Origin of the sequence: Agreia sp. Leaf283 (assembly GCF_001422485.1) — a bacterium.
In the GTDB taxonomy this organism is placed as follows: Bacteria; Actinomycetota; Actinomycetes; order Actinomycetales; family Microbacteriaceae; genus Agreia.
This window is the reverse complement of record NZ_LMNF01000001.1, coordinates 905,117-925,951: the sequence shown is the minus strand read 5'-3', so window position 1 is coordinate 925,951 and position 20,835 is coordinate 905,117. Positions and strand designations below refer to the sequence as shown.

General features: G+C 67.4%; 24 protein-coding genes. 13 read left to right on the top strand and 11 right to left on the bottom strand.

The window, feature by feature from the left end:
- Positions 1–3: 3 nt before the first annotated feature.
- On the bottom strand, positions 4–552 hold the full coding sequence (locus ASF51_RS04165; RefSeq protein ID WP_055925574.1) for a PadR family transcriptional regulator: 549 nt from the start codon (positions 550–552) through the stop codon (positions 4–6).
- A 52-nt stretch (positions 553–604) separates the two neighbouring features.
- A complete protein-coding gene (locus ASF51_RS04160) occupies positions 605–1,834 on the bottom strand; it encodes a low temperature requirement protein A (RefSeq protein ID WP_055927858.1) in 1,230 nt (409 codons plus the stop codon).
- 145 nt (positions 1,835–1,979) lie between these two features.
- Here ASF51_RS04160 and ASF51_RS04155 point away from each other — a divergent pair, with 145 nt between their 5' ends.
- The 4 genes from ASF51_RS04155 (at position 1,980) to ASF51_RS04140 (ending at position 4,667) form a co-directional block, all read left to right on the top strand.
- On the top strand, positions 1,980–2,948 hold the full coding sequence (locus ASF51_RS04155) for an ATP-binding cassette domain-containing protein (protein WP_055925571.1): 969 nt from the start codon (positions 1,980–1,982) through the stop codon (positions 2,946–2,948).
- Complete coding sequence (locus ASF51_RS04150; RefSeq protein WP_055925568.1) at positions 2,945–3,811, top strand: ABC transporter permease; 867 nt, start codon at positions 2,945–2,947, stop codon at positions 3,809–3,811. Before ASF51_RS04155 ends, ASF51_RS04150 begins: the two co-directional genes overlap by 4 nt.
- 4 nt (positions 3,812–3,815) lie before the next feature.
- Positions 3,816–4,265 (top strand): SgcJ/EcaC family oxidoreductase, encoded by a 450-nt coding sequence (locus ASF51_RS04145; RefSeq protein WP_055925565.1) that lies wholly within the window; start codon positions 3,816–3,818, stop codon positions 4,263–4,265.
- Between the two features lie 87 nt (positions 4,266–4,352).
- The gene (locus tag ASF51_RS04140) at positions 4,353–4,667 is read left to right on the top strand and encodes a hypothetical protein (protein ID WP_055925562.1); all 315 of its coding nucleotides are present in this window, start codon (positions 4,353–4,355) and stop codon (positions 4,665–4,667) included.
- Positions 4,668–4,689: 22 nt separating this feature from the next.
- Here the strand turns inward: ASF51_RS04140 and ASF51_RS04135 are convergent, their stop codons facing one another.
- From ASF51_RS04135 to ASF51_RS04125, 3 genes are all read right to left on the bottom strand, one after another.
- Complete coding sequence (locus ASF51_RS04135) at positions 4,690–6,354, bottom strand: sodium:proton antiporter (protein WP_055925559.1); 1,665 nt, start codon at positions 6,352–6,354, stop codon at positions 4,690–4,692.
- A gap of 35 nt (positions 6,355–6,389) precedes the next feature.
- Positions 6,390–7,250, bottom strand: a complete 861-nt coding sequence (locus ASF51_RS04130; protein WP_055925556.1) for a hypothetical protein — start codon at positions 7,248–7,250, stop codon at positions 6,390–6,392.
- Between the two features lie 202 nt (positions 7,251–7,452).
- Positions 7,453–7,884 (bottom strand): Hsp20/alpha crystallin family protein, encoded by a 432-nt coding sequence (locus tag ASF51_RS04125; protein ID WP_055925553.1) that lies wholly within the window; start codon positions 7,882–7,884, stop codon positions 7,453–7,455.
- 165 nt (positions 7,885–8,049) lie between these two features.
- On the opposite strand from ASF51_RS04125, the gene ASF51_RS04120 reads away from it, so the two are divergent.
- Positions 8,050–8,943, top strand: coding sequence for a helix-turn-helix domain-containing protein (locus ASF51_RS04120; protein WP_055925550.1), 894 nt, complete (start codon positions 8,050–8,052; stop codon positions 8,941–8,943).
- Here the strand turns inward: ASF51_RS04120 and ASF51_RS04115 are convergent.
- Complete coding sequence (locus ASF51_RS04115) at positions 8,889–11,342, bottom strand: excinuclease ABC subunit UvrA (RefSeq protein ID WP_055925547.1); 2,454 nt, start codon at positions 11,340–11,342, stop codon at positions 8,889–8,891. The two genes, ASF51_RS04120 and ASF51_RS04115, sit on opposite strands and share 55 nt — an antisense overlap.
- Before the next feature lie 71 nt (positions 11,343–11,413).
- Here ASF51_RS04115 and ASF51_RS04110 point away from each other — a divergent pair, with 71 nt between their 5' ends.
- A complete protein-coding gene (locus ASF51_RS04110; RefSeq protein ID WP_157412001.1) occupies positions 11,414–13,765 on the top strand; it encodes a hypothetical protein in 2,352 nt (783 codons plus the stop codon).
- An 18-nt stretch (positions 13,766–13,783) separates the two neighbouring features.
- On the opposite strand, the gene ASF51_RS04105 is transcribed toward ASF51_RS04110, so the two are convergent.
- Positions 13,784–14,119, bottom strand: coding sequence for a VOC family protein (locus tag ASF51_RS04105; RefSeq protein ID WP_157411999.1), 336 nt, complete (start codon positions 14,117–14,119; stop codon positions 13,784–13,786).
- A gap of 66 nt (positions 14,120–14,185) precedes the next feature.
- Here ASF51_RS04105 and ASF51_RS04100 point away from each other — a divergent pair, with 66 nt between their 5' ends.
- The gene (locus ASF51_RS04100) at positions 14,186–14,506 is read left to right on the top strand and encodes a hypothetical protein (protein WP_055925541.1); all 321 of its coding nucleotides are present in this window, start codon (positions 14,186–14,188) and stop codon (positions 14,504–14,506) included.
- A gap of 88 nt (positions 14,507–14,594) precedes the next feature.
- Here ASF51_RS04100 and ASF51_RS04095 read toward each other — a convergent pair whose 3' ends face one another.
- Positions 14,595–15,086 (bottom strand): FBP domain-containing protein, encoded by a 492-nt coding sequence (locus tag ASF51_RS04095; protein WP_055925539.1) that lies wholly within the window; start codon positions 15,084–15,086, stop codon positions 14,595–14,597.
- 310 nt (positions 15,087–15,396) lie between these two features.
- On the opposite strand from ASF51_RS04095, the gene ASF51_RS04090 reads away from it, so the two are divergent.
- The gene (locus tag ASF51_RS04090; protein WP_055925536.1) at positions 15,397–15,642 is read left to right on the top strand and encodes a type II toxin-antitoxin system Phd/YefM family antitoxin; all 246 of its coding nucleotides are present in this window, start codon (positions 15,397–15,399) and stop codon (positions 15,640–15,642) included.
- On the top strand, positions 15,639–16,025 hold the full coding sequence (locus ASF51_RS04085; RefSeq protein WP_055925533.1) for a type II toxin-antitoxin system VapC family toxin: 387 nt from the start codon (positions 15,639–15,641) through the stop codon (positions 16,023–16,025). The genes ASF51_RS04090 and ASF51_RS04085 overlap by 4 nt, the downstream gene beginning before the upstream one ends.
- A gap of 9 nt (positions 16,026–16,034) precedes the next feature.
- Here ASF51_RS04085 and ASF51_RS04080 read toward each other — a convergent pair whose 3' ends face one another.
- Positions 16,035–16,421 (bottom strand): hypothetical protein, encoded by a 387-nt coding sequence (locus ASF51_RS04080; protein ID WP_055925530.1) that lies wholly within the window; start codon positions 16,419–16,421, stop codon positions 16,035–16,037.
- A gap of 43 nt (positions 16,422–16,464) precedes the next feature.
- Positions 16,465–16,848 (bottom strand): hypothetical protein, encoded by a 384-nt coding sequence (locus tag ASF51_RS04075; RefSeq protein WP_055925527.1) that lies wholly within the window; start codon positions 16,846–16,848, stop codon positions 16,465–16,467.
- A gap of 133 nt (positions 16,849–16,981) precedes the next feature.
- Between ASF51_RS04075 and ASF51_RS04070 the strand changes: the two genes are divergently transcribed.
- From ASF51_RS04070 to ASF51_RS04060, 3 genes are read left to right on the top strand one after another with little or no spacing between them, the layout of a single operon-like run.
- Positions 16,982–17,461: an SRPBCC family protein gene (locus ASF51_RS04070; RefSeq protein ID WP_055925524.1), complete on the top strand. Its 480-nt coding sequence runs from the start codon at positions 16,982–16,984 to the stop codon at positions 17,459–17,461.
- Positions 17,448–17,987 (top strand): tetratricopeptide repeat protein, encoded by a 540-nt coding sequence (locus ASF51_RS04065; RefSeq protein ID WP_055925521.1) that lies wholly within the window; start codon positions 17,448–17,450, stop codon positions 17,985–17,987. The genes ASF51_RS04070 and ASF51_RS04065 overlap by 14 nt, the downstream gene beginning before the upstream one ends.
- Positions 17,988–17,992: 5 nt before the next feature.
- On the top strand, positions 17,993–18,910 hold the full coding sequence (locus ASF51_RS04060) for an alpha/beta hydrolase fold domain-containing protein (protein ID WP_055925518.1): 918 nt from the start codon (positions 17,993–17,995) through the stop codon (positions 18,908–18,910).
- On the opposite strand, the gene ASF51_RS04055 is transcribed toward ASF51_RS04060, so the two are convergent.
- Positions 18,907–19,920, bottom strand: a complete 1,014-nt coding sequence (locus ASF51_RS04055; protein ID WP_055925515.1) for a TerC family protein — start codon at positions 19,918–19,920, stop codon at positions 18,907–18,909. The two genes, ASF51_RS04060 and ASF51_RS04055, sit on opposite strands and share 4 nt — an antisense overlap.
- Before the next feature lie 209 nt (positions 19,921–20,129).
- Between ASF51_RS04055 and ASF51_RS04050 the strand changes: the two genes are divergently transcribed.
- Positions 20,130–20,618: a pyridoxamine 5'-phosphate oxidase family protein gene (locus ASF51_RS04050; protein ID WP_055925512.1), complete on the top strand. Its 489-nt coding sequence runs from the start codon at positions 20,130–20,132 to the stop codon at positions 20,616–20,618.
- Positions 20,619–20,835: the final 217 nt, after the last annotated feature.

Here is a 20,835-nt window from a genome sequence, read left to right as displayed (position 1 = left end):
CGCTCAGTCCATGCCGTCGAGCTGTTCACGCAGTCCGGCCACGATCTGCGCCTCGCTGTCGTAGTAGGCGAGGCCCCAGTCGGCCACCATCGCGGCGTAGCGAACGCGATGCTCGTCGCCGAGCATGTCTCGCACACCCTGCAGGTCGGCCCGGCGCGCGGCCAGGTCATCCAGGTGCGTCTCGAGCATGGAGCCCAGCTGATCGGGCGTCGACAGCCGACCCATGAGCAATCGCAGCGCCACGGGGTGCTTGAGGATGGGGAAACCGACCTCACCGTGGAAGAGCCAGGTCTGCAGCTGTTCCTCGCCGAGCTCGGTCACGCGATAGCGCGTCGGCCCGTCGGAGGGCGCCGTCTCGACGAACTCGGCTTCGGAGAGCTTGCGCAGCTCGGTGTAGATCTGGCTCATCGCCGGACTCACCCAGTAGTAGCGCAGGGTGAAGTCGGCGCGCTGCTTGAGCTCGTAGCCCGTCATCCCCTCGGGGTTCTCGCGATCGAAGACGAGCAGGCCCAGCAGCGCGTACGCCGTGGGCGACAGAGCGCGATTCACCATGAATGCAACCTTAGGTTCCCGACACGGACATTCCTGCTAGGAACAATCAGGGCTATTCTGTGGCGGCGAGCACCCGGGCGAGTTGCGCCGCCTGGTGCCGGTGGCCGATCGTCTCGTAGCCGACGACCACGACATAGGGGCTGAGCGTGACGAGCATAAGGCAGACGCCGATCGATGCACCCGCCGCCGCCGCGATGACACCTCCGGCCAGAAACGCCGCGCTGATGGCGACCAGGACGATGTGGAGCGGGTCGAGAGAACGCATCAGCCAGGCATACAGGGCGAACGACGTGATCATGAACACGAACACCGGAATGGCGACGGAGAGCACGGTGCCGACGATGCCGATCTCCGTATGGTGCTCGATCAGGTACTCCACGAGGTGCAGCCCGGTGCCCGTTGCCGTGATCGACGCGAAGATCAGCAGGTGGCCATAACCCCAGACGAACGCGCGTGACCTGAACTTCTGCAGAACAGCGCCGGCATCGAGGATGAAGTAGGTCCACCAGAGACCGAACGCCAGGCCGACCCCCGTGATCACGAGGATGGCGGTCTCGCCGTTCCACCCCGACTCGTCTATCACGGCGGTCGCCGCGGTCACCGTGCCGAGCACCACTTCGCCGAGCGTGATGATCGCCAGCAGCCCGTAGCGCTCCGCGATGTGGTGCGCGTGCCACGGCGTGGAGCCCACCCCCGATCGCACACCCTTGCCCTCGGCGAAGACGGGCGCGGCCATCTCGGCCGCGAACAGCACCAGTGAGATCGGGATCGCCACTCCGATCGGAATCGGCAGGATGGCGACGACCACCCATCCGATCTGAATGAGGGCGATGTTCTTGGCATAGCTGAGCGCGACGACCTTGCGCGCCGGATCCTGGGCGGCTGCGCGAAGCCACTGCAGCACGAGCGCCACGCGCATGATCACGTAGCCCAGCACGACGATGGTGTTGTCGAGGCGGTCCCCGTGATCCAACGACTCGAACAGCACGGGGAGGCCCAGCGCGAGAACGATGACGCCGATCATCTGCACCATCGTCAGCACCCGGAACAACCAGTCGTCGGTGTCGTAGGCCGACGCGAACCACGAGAAGTTGATCCACGCCCACGAGATCGCGAACAGAGCGAAGCCGAATCCGAGCAGCGCGGGTCCGACGTGCCCCTCGGACAGCAGATGGGCCGTCTGCGAGCTGGCCACACCGAAGGCCACGACGAACGTCAGGTCGAAGAGCAGCTCGAGCGGAGTCGCCGCGCGGTGGGCCTGCTGCGGGTCCCGACCGGTCATGCGGCGGAGGCTGTGTGCGAAATGCGGGATGGACGTCACGATGACATCATGCCGCTCGCATCGCATTGCGTGCATTAACTGTCGATTCCTGTTTACAATATTCCTACTAGGAATAACGTCGACGCCGACCCCTCAGGAGAGCCGCATGGCCGAACTCGCGATCGAGACGCATGCGCTCGTGAAAAGATTCAAGAAGACCGTCGCCGTCGACGGCATCGACCTGGCGATACCCCGCGGTGGCGTGCACGGCTTTCTCGGTCCCAACGGTGCAGGCAAGACCACGACGATCCGCATGCTGGCCACCCTCACCAAGCCGGATTCGGGCACGGCCCGCGTTCTGGGTCGCGACATCATGACCGAGGCGAACGAGGTGCGTCGTCGAGTCAGCCTGACCGGGCAGTTCGCATCGGTCGACGAAGACCTCACGGGAGCCGAGAATCTGCGCCTCATCGGCCGCCTCTTCGGCTACACCGGCGCCCGCGCCACACGCCGGGCAGACGAACTGCTCAGCGCGTTCGGGCTGTCGGATGCGCGAGACAAGCAGGTCAAGAAGTACTCCGGCGGCATGCGTCGCCGCATCGACATCGCCGCGAGCATCGTCGTCACCCCCGAGCTGCTGTTCCTCGACGAGCCGACGACCGGCCTCGATCCGCGCAGCCGCAACGAGGTGTGGGACATCATCCGGGCCATGGTGTCGTCGGGCACCACGGTGCTGCTCACCACGCAGTACCTCGACGAGGCCGACCAGCTCGCCGACCGCATCAGCGTGATCGACACCGGTCGAGTCATCGCCGAGGGCACCTCGAGCGAACTCAAGGCCAGGGTCGGCAACGGTGCGTTGCACGTGCGGGTGATGCACCCGGCGGACCGGCCACGGGCATCCGCTGTTCTCGCGCGGGTCTTGCATGTCGAGATCCGAAACGAGGTCGATCCGGCCGCCGTCAGCGCGACCGTCGCCGATCCGGCCATCGTCACCGCCGCCCTCACGGCGCTGGCCGACGAGAACATCGAGCTGGCCCAGTTCTCGCTCGGCCAGCCATCACTCGACGAGGTCTTCCTCGCGCTGACCGGGCACACATCCGAATCGCAGACAGACGAGGAGGCCGCAGCATGACGCGTCTCGACAAACTCGACGAACGACCAGATGTCGTACCCGCGAGCGCGGAATCGCTCGCGGCGGCGATGCGCGCCGCCCTGGCCGACGTCGAACGACCGAATCCGCCCGGGCCGCTCTCGACATCGCTCACCTTCGGCTGGCGGGCGCTGCTCAAGATCAAGCACGTGCCCGAGCAGCTGTTCGACGTCACCGTGTTCCCCGTGATGTTCACGCTGCTGTTCACATTCCTGTTCGGCGGCGCGATCGCCGGAAGCGTGGGCGGGTACCTGCAGTACGTGCTGCCCGGCCTGCTCGTGCAGGGCGTCATCATGATCACGATGTACACGGGGTCGACCCTGCGCACCGACATCGACAGGGGCGTCTTCGACCGCTTCCGCTCGCTGCCCATCTGGCGCCCCTCTGCTCTCGTCGGAATGCTGCTCGGCGACGCCGTGCGCTACACGATCTCGGCGGCAGTCACGATCTCGCTCGGACTCGCGTTGGGCTACCGACCCGAAGGAGGAGTCGCCGGGGTGCTGATGGCGGTGCTGCTGATCCTGGTCTTCGCGTTCAGCTTCAGCTGGCTCTGGACCTTCTTCGCCCTCGTCCTCCGCACCCCCGGCGCCGTGATGGGCGTGAGCATGCTCGTGATCACGCCCCTCACCTTCGCGAGCAACATCTTCATCGAGCCGTCGACGCTTCCGACCTGGCTGCAGGCGTTCGTCGAAGTGAACCCGGTGTCGCACCTGGTCACCGCCGTGCGCGACTTCATGGGCGGCATGGATGCGTCGGGCGAGTTGAGCATCACGCTCCTGTGGTGCGCGGGGCTGGTCGCCGTGTTCGGCCCGCTCACCATGATCCGCTACAGAACGGCAGGATGATCACATGCCCCTCGAATCCAATCCCATCACGACGCTGTTCGAGAACTACACCTCACGGGTGCTCTCCAAAGACGTCGAGAGCTTTCTCGAGCTCTACGCGCACGACACCCTCGTCTTCGACGCGTGGGGCATGTGGGAGTTCGCCGGTGTCGACGCGTGGCGTCCGATGGTGACGATGTGGTTCGAGAGCCTCGGCGACAAGCTGTGCGAGGCGCGCTTCACCGAGGTCGTCGCCACCGTGCGCGACGACGTCGCCTTCGCCCACGCTGCCGTGCGCTACGCCGAAGTCACGGCCGATGGCGAGCAGGTCGACTCGATGATGAACCGCATCACGGTCACCCTCGAGAAGCGCGACGGCGAGTGGAAGATCACGCACGAGCACACCTCGATGCCCCTCGACATGCAGAGTGCGAAGGGCATCTTCGACGCCTACGAGAAGCGCGACGCGGGCTGATTCGAGGTGCGATCCTCGCTCGTCAAGGGCTGGATGCACACGCTCCGACGTCGTTAGCCTGATGCCTCGTCAACGATTAGGAGCACCATGAACACCTCTTCACTCATCAACCAGGTCAACGAGTCGCTCGCCACCCTCGGAGCGGGGCCGTTCATGACCGACAGCTCGAAGGACACCGAGACCGGCGCCGTGGTCACCGGACGCCTCGACGGACGGGCGCTGCGCATCGAATTCGTCGAAGAGGGCAGCGGCGACGGCCCCGAGAAGGGCCACCGTGTCGACGTCGTCGACGACGCATCCGGCGAGAACCTGGGCACGGGCCGAGGAGACTCGACCTTCGCCGACGCCATCTCGAGCCACAACTGGGGCGGAACCGTCGAAGCGTTGAAGCAGCTCGGCTAGTCCGCTCCGTGGGGCCCGAAGGTCAGCCCTTCGGGCCTCCGCGCAACTCGAGCGCGATCTGAGACCCGTCGAGGATCTGCAACGCGTACGCGAGAACGTCGGCGTCGAAGGTGCCGTGGTCGCGGGCCTCGAGGAGCGCCGACCTCTGCGCCGCGATCACACTCAGCTCGTGCTCCTTCGCTGAGATGAAGCCCTGCACCGTCTGCTCCACGGGCGGCGCCGGCGGCACGGCACCCGCACTCGTTCTCATCAGCTGCATCAGCCGCGTCCGCTCGGCGTTCGTCTTCTCATCGACCGCCGCCTGATCGACCACCGACGAGATCGCGCGCAGCAGCGGTCCGATCGTGCCGCCCTGCACGAGCAGCGACATCACAGCCACCGCGAACGCGATGAGCACGAGCACCGACCGCTGCGGGGTGTCGTCGGGCAGAGTCTGCGCCGCAGCCACCGTGACGGCCCCGCGCATGCCGGCCCACACGACGGCCGTGCCATCCCGCCACCCGAGCGGAGCGTTGCGGAAGTACGTGATATCGGCCAGCGACTGCACGATGCGACGACCCAGCCGCTCGATCTGGTTGTCGGATGCCCGGCGGCGGCGCCCGTTCGCCTCGCCGAACATCTGCTCGGCCCCCTCGGGTGTGCTCATCTTCTCGCGCATCTCGAGCAGCCTGTCCTGCATCTTCGCGTTGCGGTTGCGCAGGGTCGAGAGCCACCACAGCAGCGGAGCCACGTAGGCCGCGCGCACCACGACCGTCAGCACCAGGGCGCCTGCCGCGATGAGAACCGCGGGGCCGACTCCGGCGTGATCGCGCTCGACGTTGGCCACGATCGACGAGACCTGAACACCCATCGTCAGGAAGACCGCGCCCTCGAGCACGAGCTCGACCGTGCGCCAGTTCTGAGAGTCAGACAACCGGTTCTGCGCCGAGAGGTAGCGCGGCGCCCGGATGCCCGTGACGAGTCCGGCCACCACTGCGGCCACCAGACCGGATGCGCCGAGCAGCTCGGCGGGCACGGCCGCGGCGAAGGGCACGATGAACGAGATGACGGTGTTCACCGTGGGATCGGTGACCCGCTTGCGCACAACCAGGTTGCCCCAGCCGACCAGGCCGCCGACGATGATGGCGATCACCACGGAGTACGCGAAGGTGCCGGCCGCAGCCCAGAACGAGAACGACGCGGCGGTGGCCACGATTGCGGTGCGCAGCAGCACGAGCGCGGTCGCATCGTTGAGCAGGCTCTCGCCCTCGAGCATTGCCACGACCCGCTTCGACACCGAGGTCTGCTTGACGATCGACGTGGCCACCGCGTCGGTCGGGCTGACGATCGCCCCGAGCGCCACGCCCCAGGCGAAGCCGAGGTCGGGGATCACCAGCATGAAGAACACGCCCAGAACGAGCGAGCTCGCAATGACCAGCGCGACCGACAGGCCGCTGATCGCGCCGAACTCGCGCCGGAAATTCATGGCCGGCATCGACACGGCCGACGAGTAGAGCAGGGGCGGAAGAACCCCCGCCAGGATCCACTCGGGTTCGATCTCGATCGTGTCGAAGACGGGAAGGAAGCTGGCCCCGACGCCGATCGCGACGAGGATCAGCGGCGACGCGATGCCGAGCCGCGGGCCCAGCAGGGTCGACGCCACGATCACGGCGAACGCGGCCACCAGAACGACGAGAAGTTCAGTCACGGGTCCAGACTGGCACGGACCACGTGCTGCAGCGGCTAGTCGCGGCCGAAGAGACCCCCGAGCCCACCCAGTCCGGGGATCTCGAAGTTCGAGCCCAGCTCGGAGAGGTGGTCGCCGATTCCGCTCGCGTAGTCGCCCGCGCCGGACGCCACGTCGCCGAGTCCACCCTCGAGCCCCTCGAGCCCGCCGAGGGCCTCGAAGTCGACTCCCATGCCCGAGGCCTGCTCGAGCAGGGGGCCTGCGACGCTGCTGAGCACTGCTCCCCCGGCGACAGCCGCGAGAAGCCCGCCCGCGACGGCGCCGACTCCGACTCCCGCCACCGCACCGGCGGCCCCGGCGACTCCGGGCTTCGCGAAGAGCCCACGCAGGAACCCGGGCTTGTGCGCCTCTCCGCGCACGGCCGAGCGCGCCAGATCGTCGGGCGACGACGACGCCGGCTGCTCGCCGACGGGAAGCTCATCGCGTAGCCGCGACTCGACCTGCTGTCGCTGCGCCGGCGTGAGCCGCGCGAACGCATCGCGGTGCACCTGCTCGAGCTGCTCGGGCATCGCGGTCTTCAGCAGGTAGTCGTAGCGGGCGATCGCGGCCCGGTCCTCCGGGCTCGCGGCGGCCTGTCCGGGCGCCGCGTCTTGCACCGGCGCACCCGTGGGCGTGCCGTAGACGGGCACGTCGTGCACCGGCGCATCCTGAACCCGAGACGGCGTCGGATGCGTGGCCCCGCCGGTCGCGCTCGGCTGATGTGTCGAGGTGGTCGGGCGAGCATCGCCCGTGACCTTGTCTGCGGCGGTGCGCACGAGGTCGCGCCAGTCGGTTCCACCCGACCGCGACGAGCTGGACTGCCCTGACGAATCGAGTGCCTTCGACGCCATCTTCATCAATCGCTGGAGGGTGCTCATCTCGGGCCTTTCATTCGAACGGTCTGGGTCGTCCAGCATGCAGGACCGCTCTGGGCAGAACCCCGGAGCAGCCTGATGAAACGCCGGTCAGAGCGTGTCGCCGATCCGACTCGCAGGCTCGCGACGCTCGGCGACGGCACGTCAAAGGGGCGGGCACTCGGCCCGCCCCTCCTCTGGCGCTCTGCTGTTCGCGCGTCGACGGTCAGACGGTCAGCGTCTTGTGGTCGTCGGCGGCCTGAGCGGCCTTGACCTCGATCTTGCGCGGCTTCGCTCTCTCGCTCACGGGGATGATCACCGACAAGACTCCGTTGTCGTAGCTCGCGGAGATCTTCTCGGAGTCGACTCCGTCGCCCAGGCTGAACTGCCGCAGATAGTCGCCGTTCGGTCGTTCGCGGGTGAGCCACTTGACCCCGTCGTGCGCGGCGGCCGTGCGCTGCGCACGGATGGTCAGCAGCTGCCCGTCGACATCGACATCGACGGAGCCCGGATCGACTCCGGGCAGGTCGGCGCTCAGCACGTACTGGTCGCCTTCCCTGTACAGATCGACGGGCATGAACTTCGGCCCCGGGCGGAAGTGCAGCAGGTCACCGGTGAGCCGGTCGAGCTCGCTGAAAGGATCAAAAGACATTGCCATGAGGATTCCCCTTTCTTGAACCTGAGTCGGGTTGACTCAACTTGTGACAACTAAATTAGCACTCGACCCTCGAGAGTGCCAATATTTTTCTCTCACCGCATGCGATCGATCGCATCCCGCGCCTTTCTTTCATGGCCACTCCAGAATGCTCGTATGCTGGAGCCCATGACGGCAAAGCAGGTGGTTCTCGCGGAGTACCTGCGTGCTCGACGTTCCGCCCTCAAGCCCGAAGACGTGGGCCTGCCGCCCGATCCGCAGCGACGGGTGCAAGGGCTCCGGCGCGAGGAGGTCGCCGAGCGCGCGGGTATCAGCCTCGAGTACTACGTGCGCATCGAGCAGGGACAGAACCACAGGATCTCCGAACAGGTGCTCGACGCCTTGGCTCGCGCGCTCGACCTCGACGAGAGCGGACGGAGCTACCTCTACAGACTCGCCCTGCCGTCTCCGTTCGACACCCGACCGGTGCGGCCCGATCACGAGGTCAGTGAGCTTCTGCGCTCGATGCTCGACCAGTGGGCGGGCACGGCGGCGGTCATCTTCGATCGCAACCAGGACCTGTTGTTCGTCAACACGCTCGCAGCGGCGCTGTCGCCCGGCTACGTGGTGCCGGGAAACAACTACGTCGAGATGATGTTCGGAACCCCGGCCGAGAATCGGTCGAACGAGCGTTGGCGCGACACCGCGAGCGACACCGTCGCCGCCCTGCGCTTCCACGCCGACCCCGACGACCCCCGCCTGCAGCAGCTGGTCGCGAAGCTCACGCCCGACCCCGACTTCGCGGCCATGTGGGCCGCCCACGAGGCCCGACCGTTCTCGTCGGGACTCGCCCCCAACTTCGTCGAGGGTTACGGATGGGTCGAGCTCCCGTTCCAGGTGCTCGACGTTCCCGACGGACTCTTCATGAACGTGATCGTGTGCGAACCCGACTCCCCGGCGGGGTTCGCCATAGAGCATCTGCTGGCCCGGCTGCGCGCGCCTGACGAGTTCGACGAGTCGGATGCCCCTCAGTCCGAAGCGAGCGCAGAAGCAGGCGCCGAGCCGAGCGCTGCCGCCAGATAGGGCGCCGTTCGACTCTCCGCGTTCGCCGCCACGACCTCCGGCGCTCCGGCCGCGACGACGCGCCCGCCCTTGTCGCCACCCCCAGGCCCCATGTCGATGACCCAATCGGCGTCGGCGACCACGCTCATGTCGTGCTCCACCAGCACGACCGTGTTGCCGGCATCCACGAGGCCGTTCAGCTGGGTGACGAGCAGGCGCACGTCGGCCGGATGCAGCCCCGTCGTCGGCTCGTCGAGAACGTAGAGCGTGTGGCCGCGTCTGGCGCGCTGCAGCTCGGTGGCGAGCTTGATGCGCTGCGCCTCACCGCCCGAGAGCTCGGTCGCGGGCTGGCCGAGGCGAAGGTACCCGAGCCCGACCTTGCGGAGGGTGTCGAGGCTGCGGGCCGCCGCGGGCACGTCGGCGAGGAACCCGGCCGCGTCGTCGACGGTCATCGCCAGCACATCGGCGACCGACGCGTCACGGTAGCGCACCTCGAGGGTCTCGGCGTTGTAGCGCGTGCCGCCGCAGTCGGGACAAGGCGCGTAGCTGCCCGGAAGAAAGAGCAGCTCGACCGACACGAAGCCCTCACCCAGGCAGGTCGGGCAGCGGCCTCCATCGACGTTGAACGAGAAGCGGCCCGCATCGAAGCCCCGCCCGCGAGCTCCCTCGGTGGCGGCGAAGGTCGCGCGCACCGCGTCGAAGAGCCCCGTGTACGTGGCCAGGTTCGATCGCGGCGTGCGCCCGATCGGCTTCTGATCCACCTGTACCACCCGGTCCACGGCCGCGTCCGACAGCGCCTGCTCGGCGAGCACGCCGCCGACCAGGCTCGACTTGCCCGAGCCCGACACCCCGGTCACCGCCGTCAGCACTCCCAGGGGCACGTCGACGTCCAGATTCCGGATGTTGTGGCGCGAGACCGCGCGCAGGCTCAGCCAGTCGCGGGGCTCGCGGGCGGCCCGCCGCGCAGGCTCCTCGCCCGACGGGAACAGGAACGGCCGCGTGACCGACTCCTCAACCTCGGCGAGCCCGCCGACGGCGCCGCTGTACAGCACGCATCCGCCGCCCGAACCGGCCCCGGGGCCCACGTCGACGACCCAGTCGGCCTGGCGCACGACATCCATGTTGTGCTCGACCACGAACACCGAGTTGCCCGACGCCTTGAGCTGCTCGAGCACGGTGATGAGCGGCTCAGCGTCGGCGGGGTGCAGCCCGGCCGAGGGCTCGTCGAGCACGTAGATCACACCGAACAGCCCGGAGCGCAGCTGCGTCGCGATGCGCAGTCGCTGCATCTCGCCGGGCGACAGGGTCGGGGTGGCGCGGCTGAGGCCCAGGTAGTCGAGGCCGAGGCCCACGAGAACCTCGATGCGCGCGAGCAGATCGCGCGAGATGGTGACGGCGACCTCGGTGAGCTCGCCCGAGGAGCGGTCGGAGCGTGCGGCGCCCGCCGTCTTGAGCTCGGCGGTGGGGCGCAGAACGTCGGCGAGGCCGGCGAACGGCATGTCGTTCAACTCGGCGATGCTGTATCCGGCGAAGGTGACCGCGAGCGCGGCCCGGGTGAGGCCGCTGCCCCCGCACAGCGTGCAGGGCGCGGTCTCGACGAAGCGCTCGGCGCGGTTTCGCTGCGCCTCGCTCTTCGAGTCTGCAAGGGTGTGCATGATGAAGCTCTTGGCGCTCCAGAATCGACCCTTGTAGGGCTTCGCCACGCGGTCGCGCTGCGGAGTCACCTCGACCACGGGCTGCTCGTCGGTGAAGAGCAGCCAGTCCCTGTCCTTCTGCGGCAGCTCGCGCCAGGGCCGGTCGATGTCGTAGCCGAGGCCGGCCGTCACGTCGCGCAGGTTCTTTCCCTGCCAGGCGCCGGGCCAGGCCGTGATGGCGCCGTCGCGGATGCTCAGGGCCGGGTCATGCACGGCCGTCGCCTCGGTCACGTCGTGCGCGATGCCGAGTCCGTGGCAGCGGGGGCAGGCCCCGGCCGCCGTGTTGGGTGAGAACGAATCGGAGTCGAGCCGGCCCGTCGCATCCGCCGGATAGGTGCCGGCACGCGAGTAGAGCATGCGCAGCAGGTTCGAGAGCGTCGTGAGGGTGCCCACCGTGGAGCGCGAACTCGGCGCCCCTCGGCGCTGCTGCAGAGCGACCGCCGGCGGAAGGCCCGTGATCTCGTCGACGTGCGGGGTGCTGCCCTGGGCGATCAGACGCCGGGCGTAGGGAGCCACCGACTCGAGGAAGCGGCGCTGCGCCTCGCCGAAGATCGTGCCGAAGGCGAGCGACGACTTGCCCGATCCCGACACGCCCGTGAAGGCCACGATGCGGTCGCGCGGCACGTCGACGTCGACGTCGCGCAGGTTGTTCTCGCGGGCGCCGCGCACACGCACGAACCCGGGCTCGGCGGATGCGATGGGCTGGTTCGGGTCTGTCTGCACCATCTCAATCGTATGGGGGGTATGGGGAGTTCTCCCCCTGTGTGGGAATTCGTGCCGCTGTTAGTGTCCTGTAGGTGCCCGATTCAGTCCCACAGACCACACCCGCCTCACAGGCCGCAACGCCCCAGCCCTCCCGCGACCCGCAGCGCGACGCCCTGCGCCGCATGTACGGACCGCCCCGCACGTTCGAGCTGGCCTTCCTGTCGCCGGCGCCGGCACTCGCCTACGCGGTTCCGGTGGCGGTCTCCGTGATCCTGGCCACAGTGGTCGCCCTCACGATCGTGCCGCGCGACGCGGTGGTGATCGTGAACGGCAACCTCACCCAGCTGGCCTCGTCGACCGCGGTTCTCGTGGCCTCCGTGGTCGCCGCGATCCTCCTGTGCGCGGGCCACGCGTTCGGCATCACCGCGGCGACGCACTCGCTCATCGCGAACGCCACGGACTCGAGCCTCCCGGCGCGCGGCGCCTGGCGTCGTGCCGCCCGCCGCCCCGGCCTCGTCGCGCTGGCGTTCGTCGGCGCGCTCGCCCTCTTCGTCGCGGCCGTGGCCGCATCCATCGCGCTCATCATCGCCCCGCTCTGGACGATCGCCGGCCTCGTCGTCGTGCTCATCGCTCTGATCGTCACCGCCCCGCTGCTTCTGGCGTGGCCGCAGATCGTGCTGGGCGACACGTCATGGGGAACGGCACTCGCGCGGGCATGGCGCTCCGGGCGCGACATCGTGTCGGGACGAGCAGAGGATCGCACGCCGAGAGTCACTCTTGTCATCGCTGCCGCCCTCACAATCGGCGTCGGTGTCGGCCTGAAACTGCTCGCCGATCTCATTCCCCAGTCGCTGCTGTCCGGGATGGTCGCCGTCGCGGTCGGTCTCATCGTTCCCACCGTGTTCGTTCTGCTCATGACGGCCATCGCGGTGCGCGCGGTGATCGTTCGCGAGGAGTCCCGCGCCCGTATCGGAACCGAGCCCATCGTGCCGCACGCGGCGCCGTCGTGGGCAGCTCCAGAGCCGGATGCCGGCACGCGCGGGGGCGCGCTCGTCGGGCTGGCCGTGCTGCTGGTTCCCGCCCTGCTCGCGGCGCCGCTCGCGCTCGTGAACCCGTGGGGATTCGTGTCGTATTCAGCCGGAACAGTGACCGAATTCAAGGATTCGGTGAGCATCGTATCCGTGGGCGACGATCGCACCGCCGTGCTGGGCGGCAACCCCGGCTATGACCTCAACACCCTGAAACTGTGCGAGGGCGCGACCTGTTCGCCGGTCCTCACCATGTCGTCCTCCCTGTCGACCGCCACCGTCGGCACCGACGACGGCGGTCTCTTCACCGCACAGTGGAGGTTCGTCGGAGACGAAGAGGACATCGCCGACAACCGGTTCGAGCTCGACGCGATCTCGACGAGCGCCGATGAGCTGCGCGAGTGGGATGACGCGACGACTGCCGAGGAGCTGCCCTCCCAGCTGCCGCCCGGAGACCGCACGACCGTGGCCGGGCTCGATTCGACGTTCGATGAAGACGACGAGCTCGACTCCCGAACCGTGGCCGACCGCAGCGCGGTCGCCGTCTCCGACGACGGCGAGCATCCGGTGATCGCCGCTGTGGCGCGGCGCACCGGCGGGCCGCCCGTGGCGACGGTGTGGATCATCTTCTGCGACGACGACGCGTGCTCGTCCACCACTACGACGACGACGTCGCTCGAATGGATCGGCCAGGCTCCGAGCAGAGCATCCATCGACGTCGTCGTCACCGAGGACGGAACCGCCGTAGTGACCCTCGCGGACCGCTTCGATTCGCGCTCGGACGTACCGATCCCCGCTCTCCGGGTGATCTCGGCGAAGGCCGATGGCGCCGAGCCTCGCGTCGAAGCTCCCCCTCTGGCTGCTGCGGTCGAGAGTGAGTATCCGTCCAGCATGGGCTACGACATCACGTTCGGTGCCCAGATCGAACTTGGGGCCGACGGCCTTCCCGTCATCCTCTCCCGTCCCGAAGACAGCTCGGAACTCCGGCTCATCACCTGCGCCGACCCCACCTGCTCTTCGACCGGCACCAGCGATCTGAGTGGTTACGACGCGGGCTCTCGCACTCCGTCCTTCGCCATCGACGAGAGCGGCCGCCCTCTGATCGCCTTCGTCGACGAGCGGCGCGCATCCCTCGACCTGCTCGACTGCGCCGACGCGGGCTGCACCGATCTCGAGTCACGTTCGATCGCCACGCTGGCTCAGGGCGAAGACCTCTGGTCGTCCGACGCGCTCTCGCTGAGCCTTGATGCGCGGGGCAACCCGATCATCGCCGTGGGCGACAGGCTCGTCGGTGACGTCAAGCAAGACGTGGCCCCGACCAGTCAAGACGCGGGCTACGTCAAGCCGGACAATCGTGAGGAGCAATGGGCCGGCACGGTGATCCAGTGCGCCGACTCCCGCTGCGGGCTGAAGTGACGGGCCCCAGCTCCCTGGCTACTTTCCCGTGAACACGATGCGGTTGCCGTCGGGGTCGACGACGGGCAGGATCCGAGAGGACGACGCGGGTCTGATGCCGCCGTTCTCGATGCCGGCACCGTCGAGCAGCCGAAGCCGCGCATCCAGATCGTCGTCGTCGAGCACCATGCACGAGGTGCCGGCTCTCTCGGGCTCGACCCACACCTGCACGCCGAACGTGTCGGCGAGGTGCCACTCGACGAGTCCGTCCATGGGATGCGCGTCAGGCCCGCGCCCGAACAGCAGGGAGTACCAGGGAATGGACTGCGCGGAATCGCTCACCGTCATCTGGGCGAGCAGGCGCGATATCGTCACGACGACCTCCTTGTCTCGTGCTGCAAGGGTACGTCCGTCGGATGCCGCCCCTCTAGGCTCGACGCCATGAATATCGTGGATTCCGACGAGCGCGACAGCACGTGGGAGGAGCACTCCTCGCTCTTCCGCGTCTACTTCGCGACCGTTCCCGACGGCGCCGTGCGCACGATGGACGTGTCGGATGCGACGTTCACCGAGACCCTCGTTTGGGCACGCGGCGAGGCGGATGCGCGCGAGACGATCTCGATCGCACTGATCGGCACCGACAACCGAGGATTGCGCGGCCTCACGTGGCTCTTCGGAATGGACCCGAACGACTCGTCGGAGTCGGAACTCCACGACCGCATGCTCGCCGAGATGCACCAGGAGCGCCGCGACCGGGCGTGACGCCGCCACACGCCACCGAGGTGCGGAGAATGGTCGCTTCGACCTGTGCCGAAGCGACCGATTCCCGCACCTCAGCGCGCGGGGCGTGTCAGGCGGTCGCGCTGATGTCTTCTGCGAAGGAGGCCGCGCGGATCTGCAGCGTTGCGATGCGATCGAGGCGCGCGGCCTCGATGTCGAAGCCGATGTACGCCATGGTCGGGCGCTTGCGCACGTTGCGCGAGCACTCGAACTCCGAGCACACGAGCGTTCCGACGGTATCGCCGTTGCGCCCGGCCGCGCCCGCGCGACGGGCACTGAAGAACACGACGTCGTTGGGCAGCTGCACGTCTTGGCACCACGAGCACTGAGCTCGGGATGCGGGCTTCGCGTCGGCCCGCCGCAGCAGCACGCCGATAGCGACGTCGCCGACGGGAACCACGACGTAGGCGCGACGGGGGCGCTTCGGGTCGTTCCAGCCGAAGTAGTCGAGCTTCGCCCAGTCGATCTCGGCGAAGTCCTCGGGCAGTGTGAGGTCGGAGAGTTCTTTACGGGACGCGTTCACGAACGAGTCGCGGATGGTTTTTTCGTTCAGGGAAAACATGATGAGTAGCCAATCAGTGTCGACCCGCGACTCGAAGCCGTCGGGTGGATGTCCATTCGGACGGCGTGCGCACACAGAACGTGCCCGGCCTCGGCCGGTTCGCACACCGCTTGGCCGCCTGCGTCGAACGCAAGCGGCTGAGGAACGGGGCTATCTGATGCCGGCGAGAAAACCGCCGGCAACCCCCTCACGCCCGAGAGGCGACGCCGATGACCAAGAGGAACTCACAGATTCCACTGTAGCCACTCAGCACGGCACTCGCAGCGAACCGGACTAGGCTAACCGGACTAAGCTGAGGAAGAGGAGTGCCGTGAGAACAGTGAACATGCACGATGCCAAAACACACTTCTCACGCCTCGTGGCAGCTGCCGAAGCAGGCGAGGCGATCATCATCGCCAAAGCGGGCCGACCTGTTGCAAAGCTCGTGTCGTTGAGTGCCGCTGAGCACGTCATTCAGCGACGAATCGGCTTTCTCTCATCGACGGCCGTATTTCCCGATGACACAGACACTCTCGCCGAAAACGACATCGCGGCGATGTTCTCCGCTGACGAATGAGGCTGTTACTCGACACGCACGTGGTGCTCTGGGCTGCCACCGACAGCCCTCGCCTGACGCCACGAGCTCGCGCACTGCTGGAGTCCTCCGAGAACGCACTCGTCGTCAGCGCCGCCACGCACTGGGAGATCTCGATCAAGAACTCGCTTGCGCGACCCGACTTCGATGTCGACGTGGAGGCACTGCGCTCAGGGCTCCAGGCGAACGGTTATGTCGACCTGCCCATTACAGCCGCGCATGCTGCGGTGCTCGCAGGCCTGCCTGACCTGCACCGCGATCCATTCGATCGAATGCTCGTTGCTCAGGCACTCTCCGAGGGATTCACACTGGTGACCTCCGACGACAGGATCCTCGACTACCCCGTGTCGACGATCAGGGTCTGACGCCCGCCCCTACCGGCCTGGGTTCAGTTCACGGACGAACGACTCCGGCAGCCGCACGTTCAACGGCACACGCGCGAAGAGCGGCGCCACCTCGGCCGGCGTGTACCCGGCGATGCCGCAGCCGATCTCGGTGACCAGGAAGGTGAGCTCGGGGCGCGTCTCGGCGAACTCGACGAACGTGCCGATCTCGCGCTCGAGAACACCGAGTCCGCTCATCGTGTCGATCGCATACGACTGGCCGTGCAGCCCATGGCCCTCGCCCCACACGGCGCCGAAGTCGCGCTGCGCCTGCGCCGCGGCGCCGGCGCCGTGATGCCCGCTCGCGTTCGAACCGAAGACGAAGATCTCACCGGGCTCGAGGGCCCCGATTCTCGAGGCAGAGGATTGTATTGGCATGGCGGAAGACTACGTCGCTCGCGCACGCATCACCAGCGCCCTGTCACCACCGGCGACGACCGCGGTAGGGAGGGCGCTGGACGACCCTTGAGATGGCGGCCTCGAACGCCTCGTAGTCGTCTACGTCGACCAGTTCGTCGTTGACGAGCATGCGGCCGAGGCCTCGAACGACCTCGAACTGAGTTCGTCTGGCTGCTGAATCGAGTGCAAGACGATGCGGCGCCAGGAATCCCGGCAATGCGGCGAGCAGCACGCCCGCGTCGAACAGTCGAGCCACGACATTGTGCGGGTCGAACTGTCGCTCCGCGACGATGAGGGCTTGGCAGTCCGAGCACAGCCGACTCGGTATTTCGGTCTCGAGGTACTGACGCAGCCGGGCGTCGACGTCGCCCAGACGCTGCCTCCTCTCCGGTTTCGCGCGCTGCACTTTCGTATCGAAAAAGGCTTGCAGGAGGATATCTATCGGAGGGGTCAGGAATGTCATGCGCACAGTGTCGACCCGGCCACCGACATCCGGTGCTCTCTGTCGGCGCCCGCGCGCATCCGCTACCGTCGGGAGCATGTCAGCCGAATCATTCACCTACACGATCTACATTCGCGCGACTCCGGAACGCATCTGGCAGGCCATCACCGATCCGTCGTCGGCGAGCCAGTTCTGGGGCGTCACACACATCACCGATTGGATGCCGGGGTCGAGCATGACCTGGCAGGTCGCCGGCGCCACGATCGCAGACCCCGAGCAGGTGATCCTCGAAGCCGAGGCTCCGCATCGCCTCTCGTTCACCTGGCACACCATCACCGACGAGTTCGTGCTCGCGGTCGGCGACGACGACGATCTCGGCGCCTCCATGGCAGCCGAGGAACGCTCCACCGCGACGTTCGACGTCGAGCCGTTCGGCGCGCAGGCGAAGCTCACGGTGACCCACACCGGCTTCACCTCGGGCAGCGCGATCCTCGCCGGAGTCACCGAGGGGTGGCCGATGGTGTTCTCGAGCCTCAAGTCGCTGCTCGAAACGGGAGACGCGCTTGTCTTCGGTTGACGAGACGCAGACCGAGCTCGACGCGGCGATCGCCGAGGGATACGCGCGTCGCGACCGCGACGACATGGCCCCGACGATCGAGTACTTCACCGAGCTGCTGGCGAGGTATCCCGATCACCCCCAAGCCATCTATGAGGTCGGCGGGGCCTACGACACCGCGGGCGACGAGCAACGGGCTCGCGGTTTCTACGAACGCGCCCTCACCGCCGGCCTGCAGGGCGACACGCGCCGTCGTTGCCTGCTGCAATACGGCAGCACCCTGCGAAACCTCGGACTCTTCGACGAGTCGATCGCCATACTCCGCGAGGCGCGCTCCGACTACCCCGACTCCGACTCGGTGCGCGTGTTCCTTGCGCTCTCGCTGCACGCGGCGTCACGCAGCGATGCGGCCGTCGCCGAGCTGCTCTCATTGGCGGCCGATCGCATCCACTCGCCCGACATCGACCGCTACGAACCCGCCCTCCGCGGCAACGCCGACTACCTGCGCGACCTCGACGCGGCAGCACAGGAACGCACTCCACAATAGGAGTCATGGTCACCCTCCCGAGCGGCATTGTCGCTCCCGCCCTGCGACTCGCGCGCGCCAACCGCATCTTCGTCTCGGCCGACGAGGCCAGGCGCCACGTGCGCGCCCGCGAGCTCAGGCCGGCGTCGTACGCCCCGCCCGGCCGCCTGCATCCGGATGTTCGTGTCGACGTCGAGCATCGCGACGGCTGGCCCGTGTACACGGTCGCGCCGCGCGTCGGAACGCCGGTCGGCAGCCTCGTCTACGTGCACGGGGGCGGCTGGGTCAACGAGATCGTGAGCCAGCACTGGAATCTCGCGGCGCAGATCGCGGCCGAGGCGAACACCACCGTCACCCTCCCGATCTACCCGCTGATCCCCTTCGGAACGGCGGCCGACACTGCGGCGTTCGTCGTCGATCTCGTTCGACGCAACATCGATCGCTTCGGCAGCGCGAGCATCGCGGGCGACTCCGCGGGCGGCCAGATCTCGCTGTCTGCGGCCCTCGCCCTGCGCGACGACCACGATATCACTCTCGCCCAGACGATCCTCATCTCACCGGCCCTGGATCTCACGTGGAGCAACCCCGAGATCCCGCGGGTTCAGCCCAGCGATCCGTGGCTCGCGACCCCGGGCGGCAAGGTTCTGGCCGAGTACTGGCGCGGTGACCGCGATCTGCTCGACCCGGTCGTGAGCCCGCTCTTCGGCGATCTCACGGGCCTCGGTCCGATCACCCTGTTCTCGGGAACGCGCGACGTGCTGAACCCCGACGCCCGTCTCCTCGTCGAGAAGGCGGCGGGCGCCGGGGTCGAGCTCGACTATCACGAGGGAGTCGGGCAGGTGCACGTGTTCCCGTTGCTGCCGACCGTCGTGGGGCGCGACGCGCGCGCCGTCGTCGTGGCACGCATCCGGAATGCGCTCCGCGCGAGCGGCCCTGCGGTCTAGAGCCGGCCCTCTTTCGCGTCTTCGGCGACCTCGACCTCGTCTCGTCGGGCGTCGCCGCGCGTCTTGCGCAGGCTGAGCACCGTGGCGACGGCGATGGTGAGGCCGATGAACACGAGCGAGAACCAGATCGGGATCTCGGGCGCCCACTCCACGTGCTGACCGCCGTTGATGAACGGAAGCTCGTTGACGTGCAGGGCGTGGAACACGAGCTTCACGCCGATGAAGGCGAGGATGACCGCCAGGCCCTGGGCGAGGTAGACGAGGCGCTCGAGCAGGCCGCCGATGAGGAAGTACAGCTGGCGCAGACCCATGAGTGCGAAAGCGTTGGCGGTGAAGACGATGTACGCCTCGTTGGTGAGACCGTAGATGGCGGGGATCGAGTCGACCGCGAACACCAGGTCGATGAAGCCGATGGCCACGATGGTGAGAAGCATGGGTGTGAAGAAGCGCTTGCCGTCGATCTTCACGGCGATCTTGTCGCCGTGGTAGTCGTCGGTGATCGGCAGCACCCTGCGGGCGAACTTCACGATCTTGCCGTTGGCCGGGTCTGACTCGTGGTCACTGAACGCCTGGCGGTAGGCGAGCACCAGCAGCAGGGCGCCGAAGATGTAGAAGATCCACGACACGTTCTCGATCAACGTGGCGCCCACGGCGATGAAGGCGCCGCGCATGATGAGCGCGATGATGATGCCGATCATCAGCACCTTCTGCTGGAACGCCTTGGGGACGGCGAATCCGGTCATCACGATGAGGAAGACGAAGAGGTTGTCGATCGACAGTGCCTTCTCAGTGAGGTAGCCGGCGAAGTACTCGCCGCCGAAGTTCCAGCCGGAGACCATGCCGATGCCGACACCGAAGAGCAGGGCGAGGCTGATGTAGAAGACCGACCAGCGAGCGGACTCGGCGATGGTGGGCTCGTGCGGCTTGCGCACGTGCACGAAGAATTCGAAGACGAAGAAGGCGATCGTCACGGCGATAGTGATCAGCCAGATGAGAGGGGTGATCTGCATAGGGGTAACTCCACGTTCGGGTGTAGTCGGACCAAGGTCTCTTCCACCCTCAGAGATCTGAAGGCCGGCTGCCCGGAACCCGTCGATGGATCCGTACTGACGAGTCAGCCGTGCGGGAATACTCCCCTTGCAGGCTCAAGTCTATCCCCTGTCGTGCTCTCGCGCACTGCATGAAGCTGGACGAGTACCTACAAAAGGAGACAAATATCATGTCCGATTCACCCGCCGACGTCGCCAAGGTCGCCGAGCTCATCAAGGATTTCCGCTTCGCGATGGTGACCACCGTCAACACGCTCGGCGAACTCGTCGCGCGCCCCCTCACCGTGCAGGAGGCCGAGTTCGACGGCGACCTCTGGTTCATCGTGGCCCGCGACTCCCACGAGGTCGCGGAGCTCGAGGTGAACCCCGTGGCCGGAGTCTCGTTCGCCTCGAACGACACATGGGTCTCGCTGACCGGAACGGCGAAGCAACTGGATGACCCGGCCCGGCTCAAGGAGTACTGGAACCCGTTCGTCGAGGCCTGGTTCCCCGACGGCCCCGAGGACCCGAATGTGACCCTGGTCAAATTCTCCGCCTCCGGCGCCGAGTACTGGGACAGCCCCGGGGGCCGCATCGCCTCGGTGATCAGCTTCGTGAAGTCGAAGGTCACCGGCTCCGTCGGAGGCGGCAGCGAGAACGCCAAGGTCAACCTCGACTAGCTGACCGCACACGAAGAATGGCCCGCCACTGATGTGGCGGGCCATTCTTCGTTCCCTGAGCCTGTCGAAGGGTGTGCGTCTCGACAGCTCGACGAACGGGGTTCGTTCCCTGAGCCTGTCGAAGGGGCTGCGTCTCGACAGGCTCGACGAACGAGGTTCGTTCCCTGAGCCTGTCGAAGGGTGTGCGTCTCGACAGGCTCGACGAACGAGGGGGTGT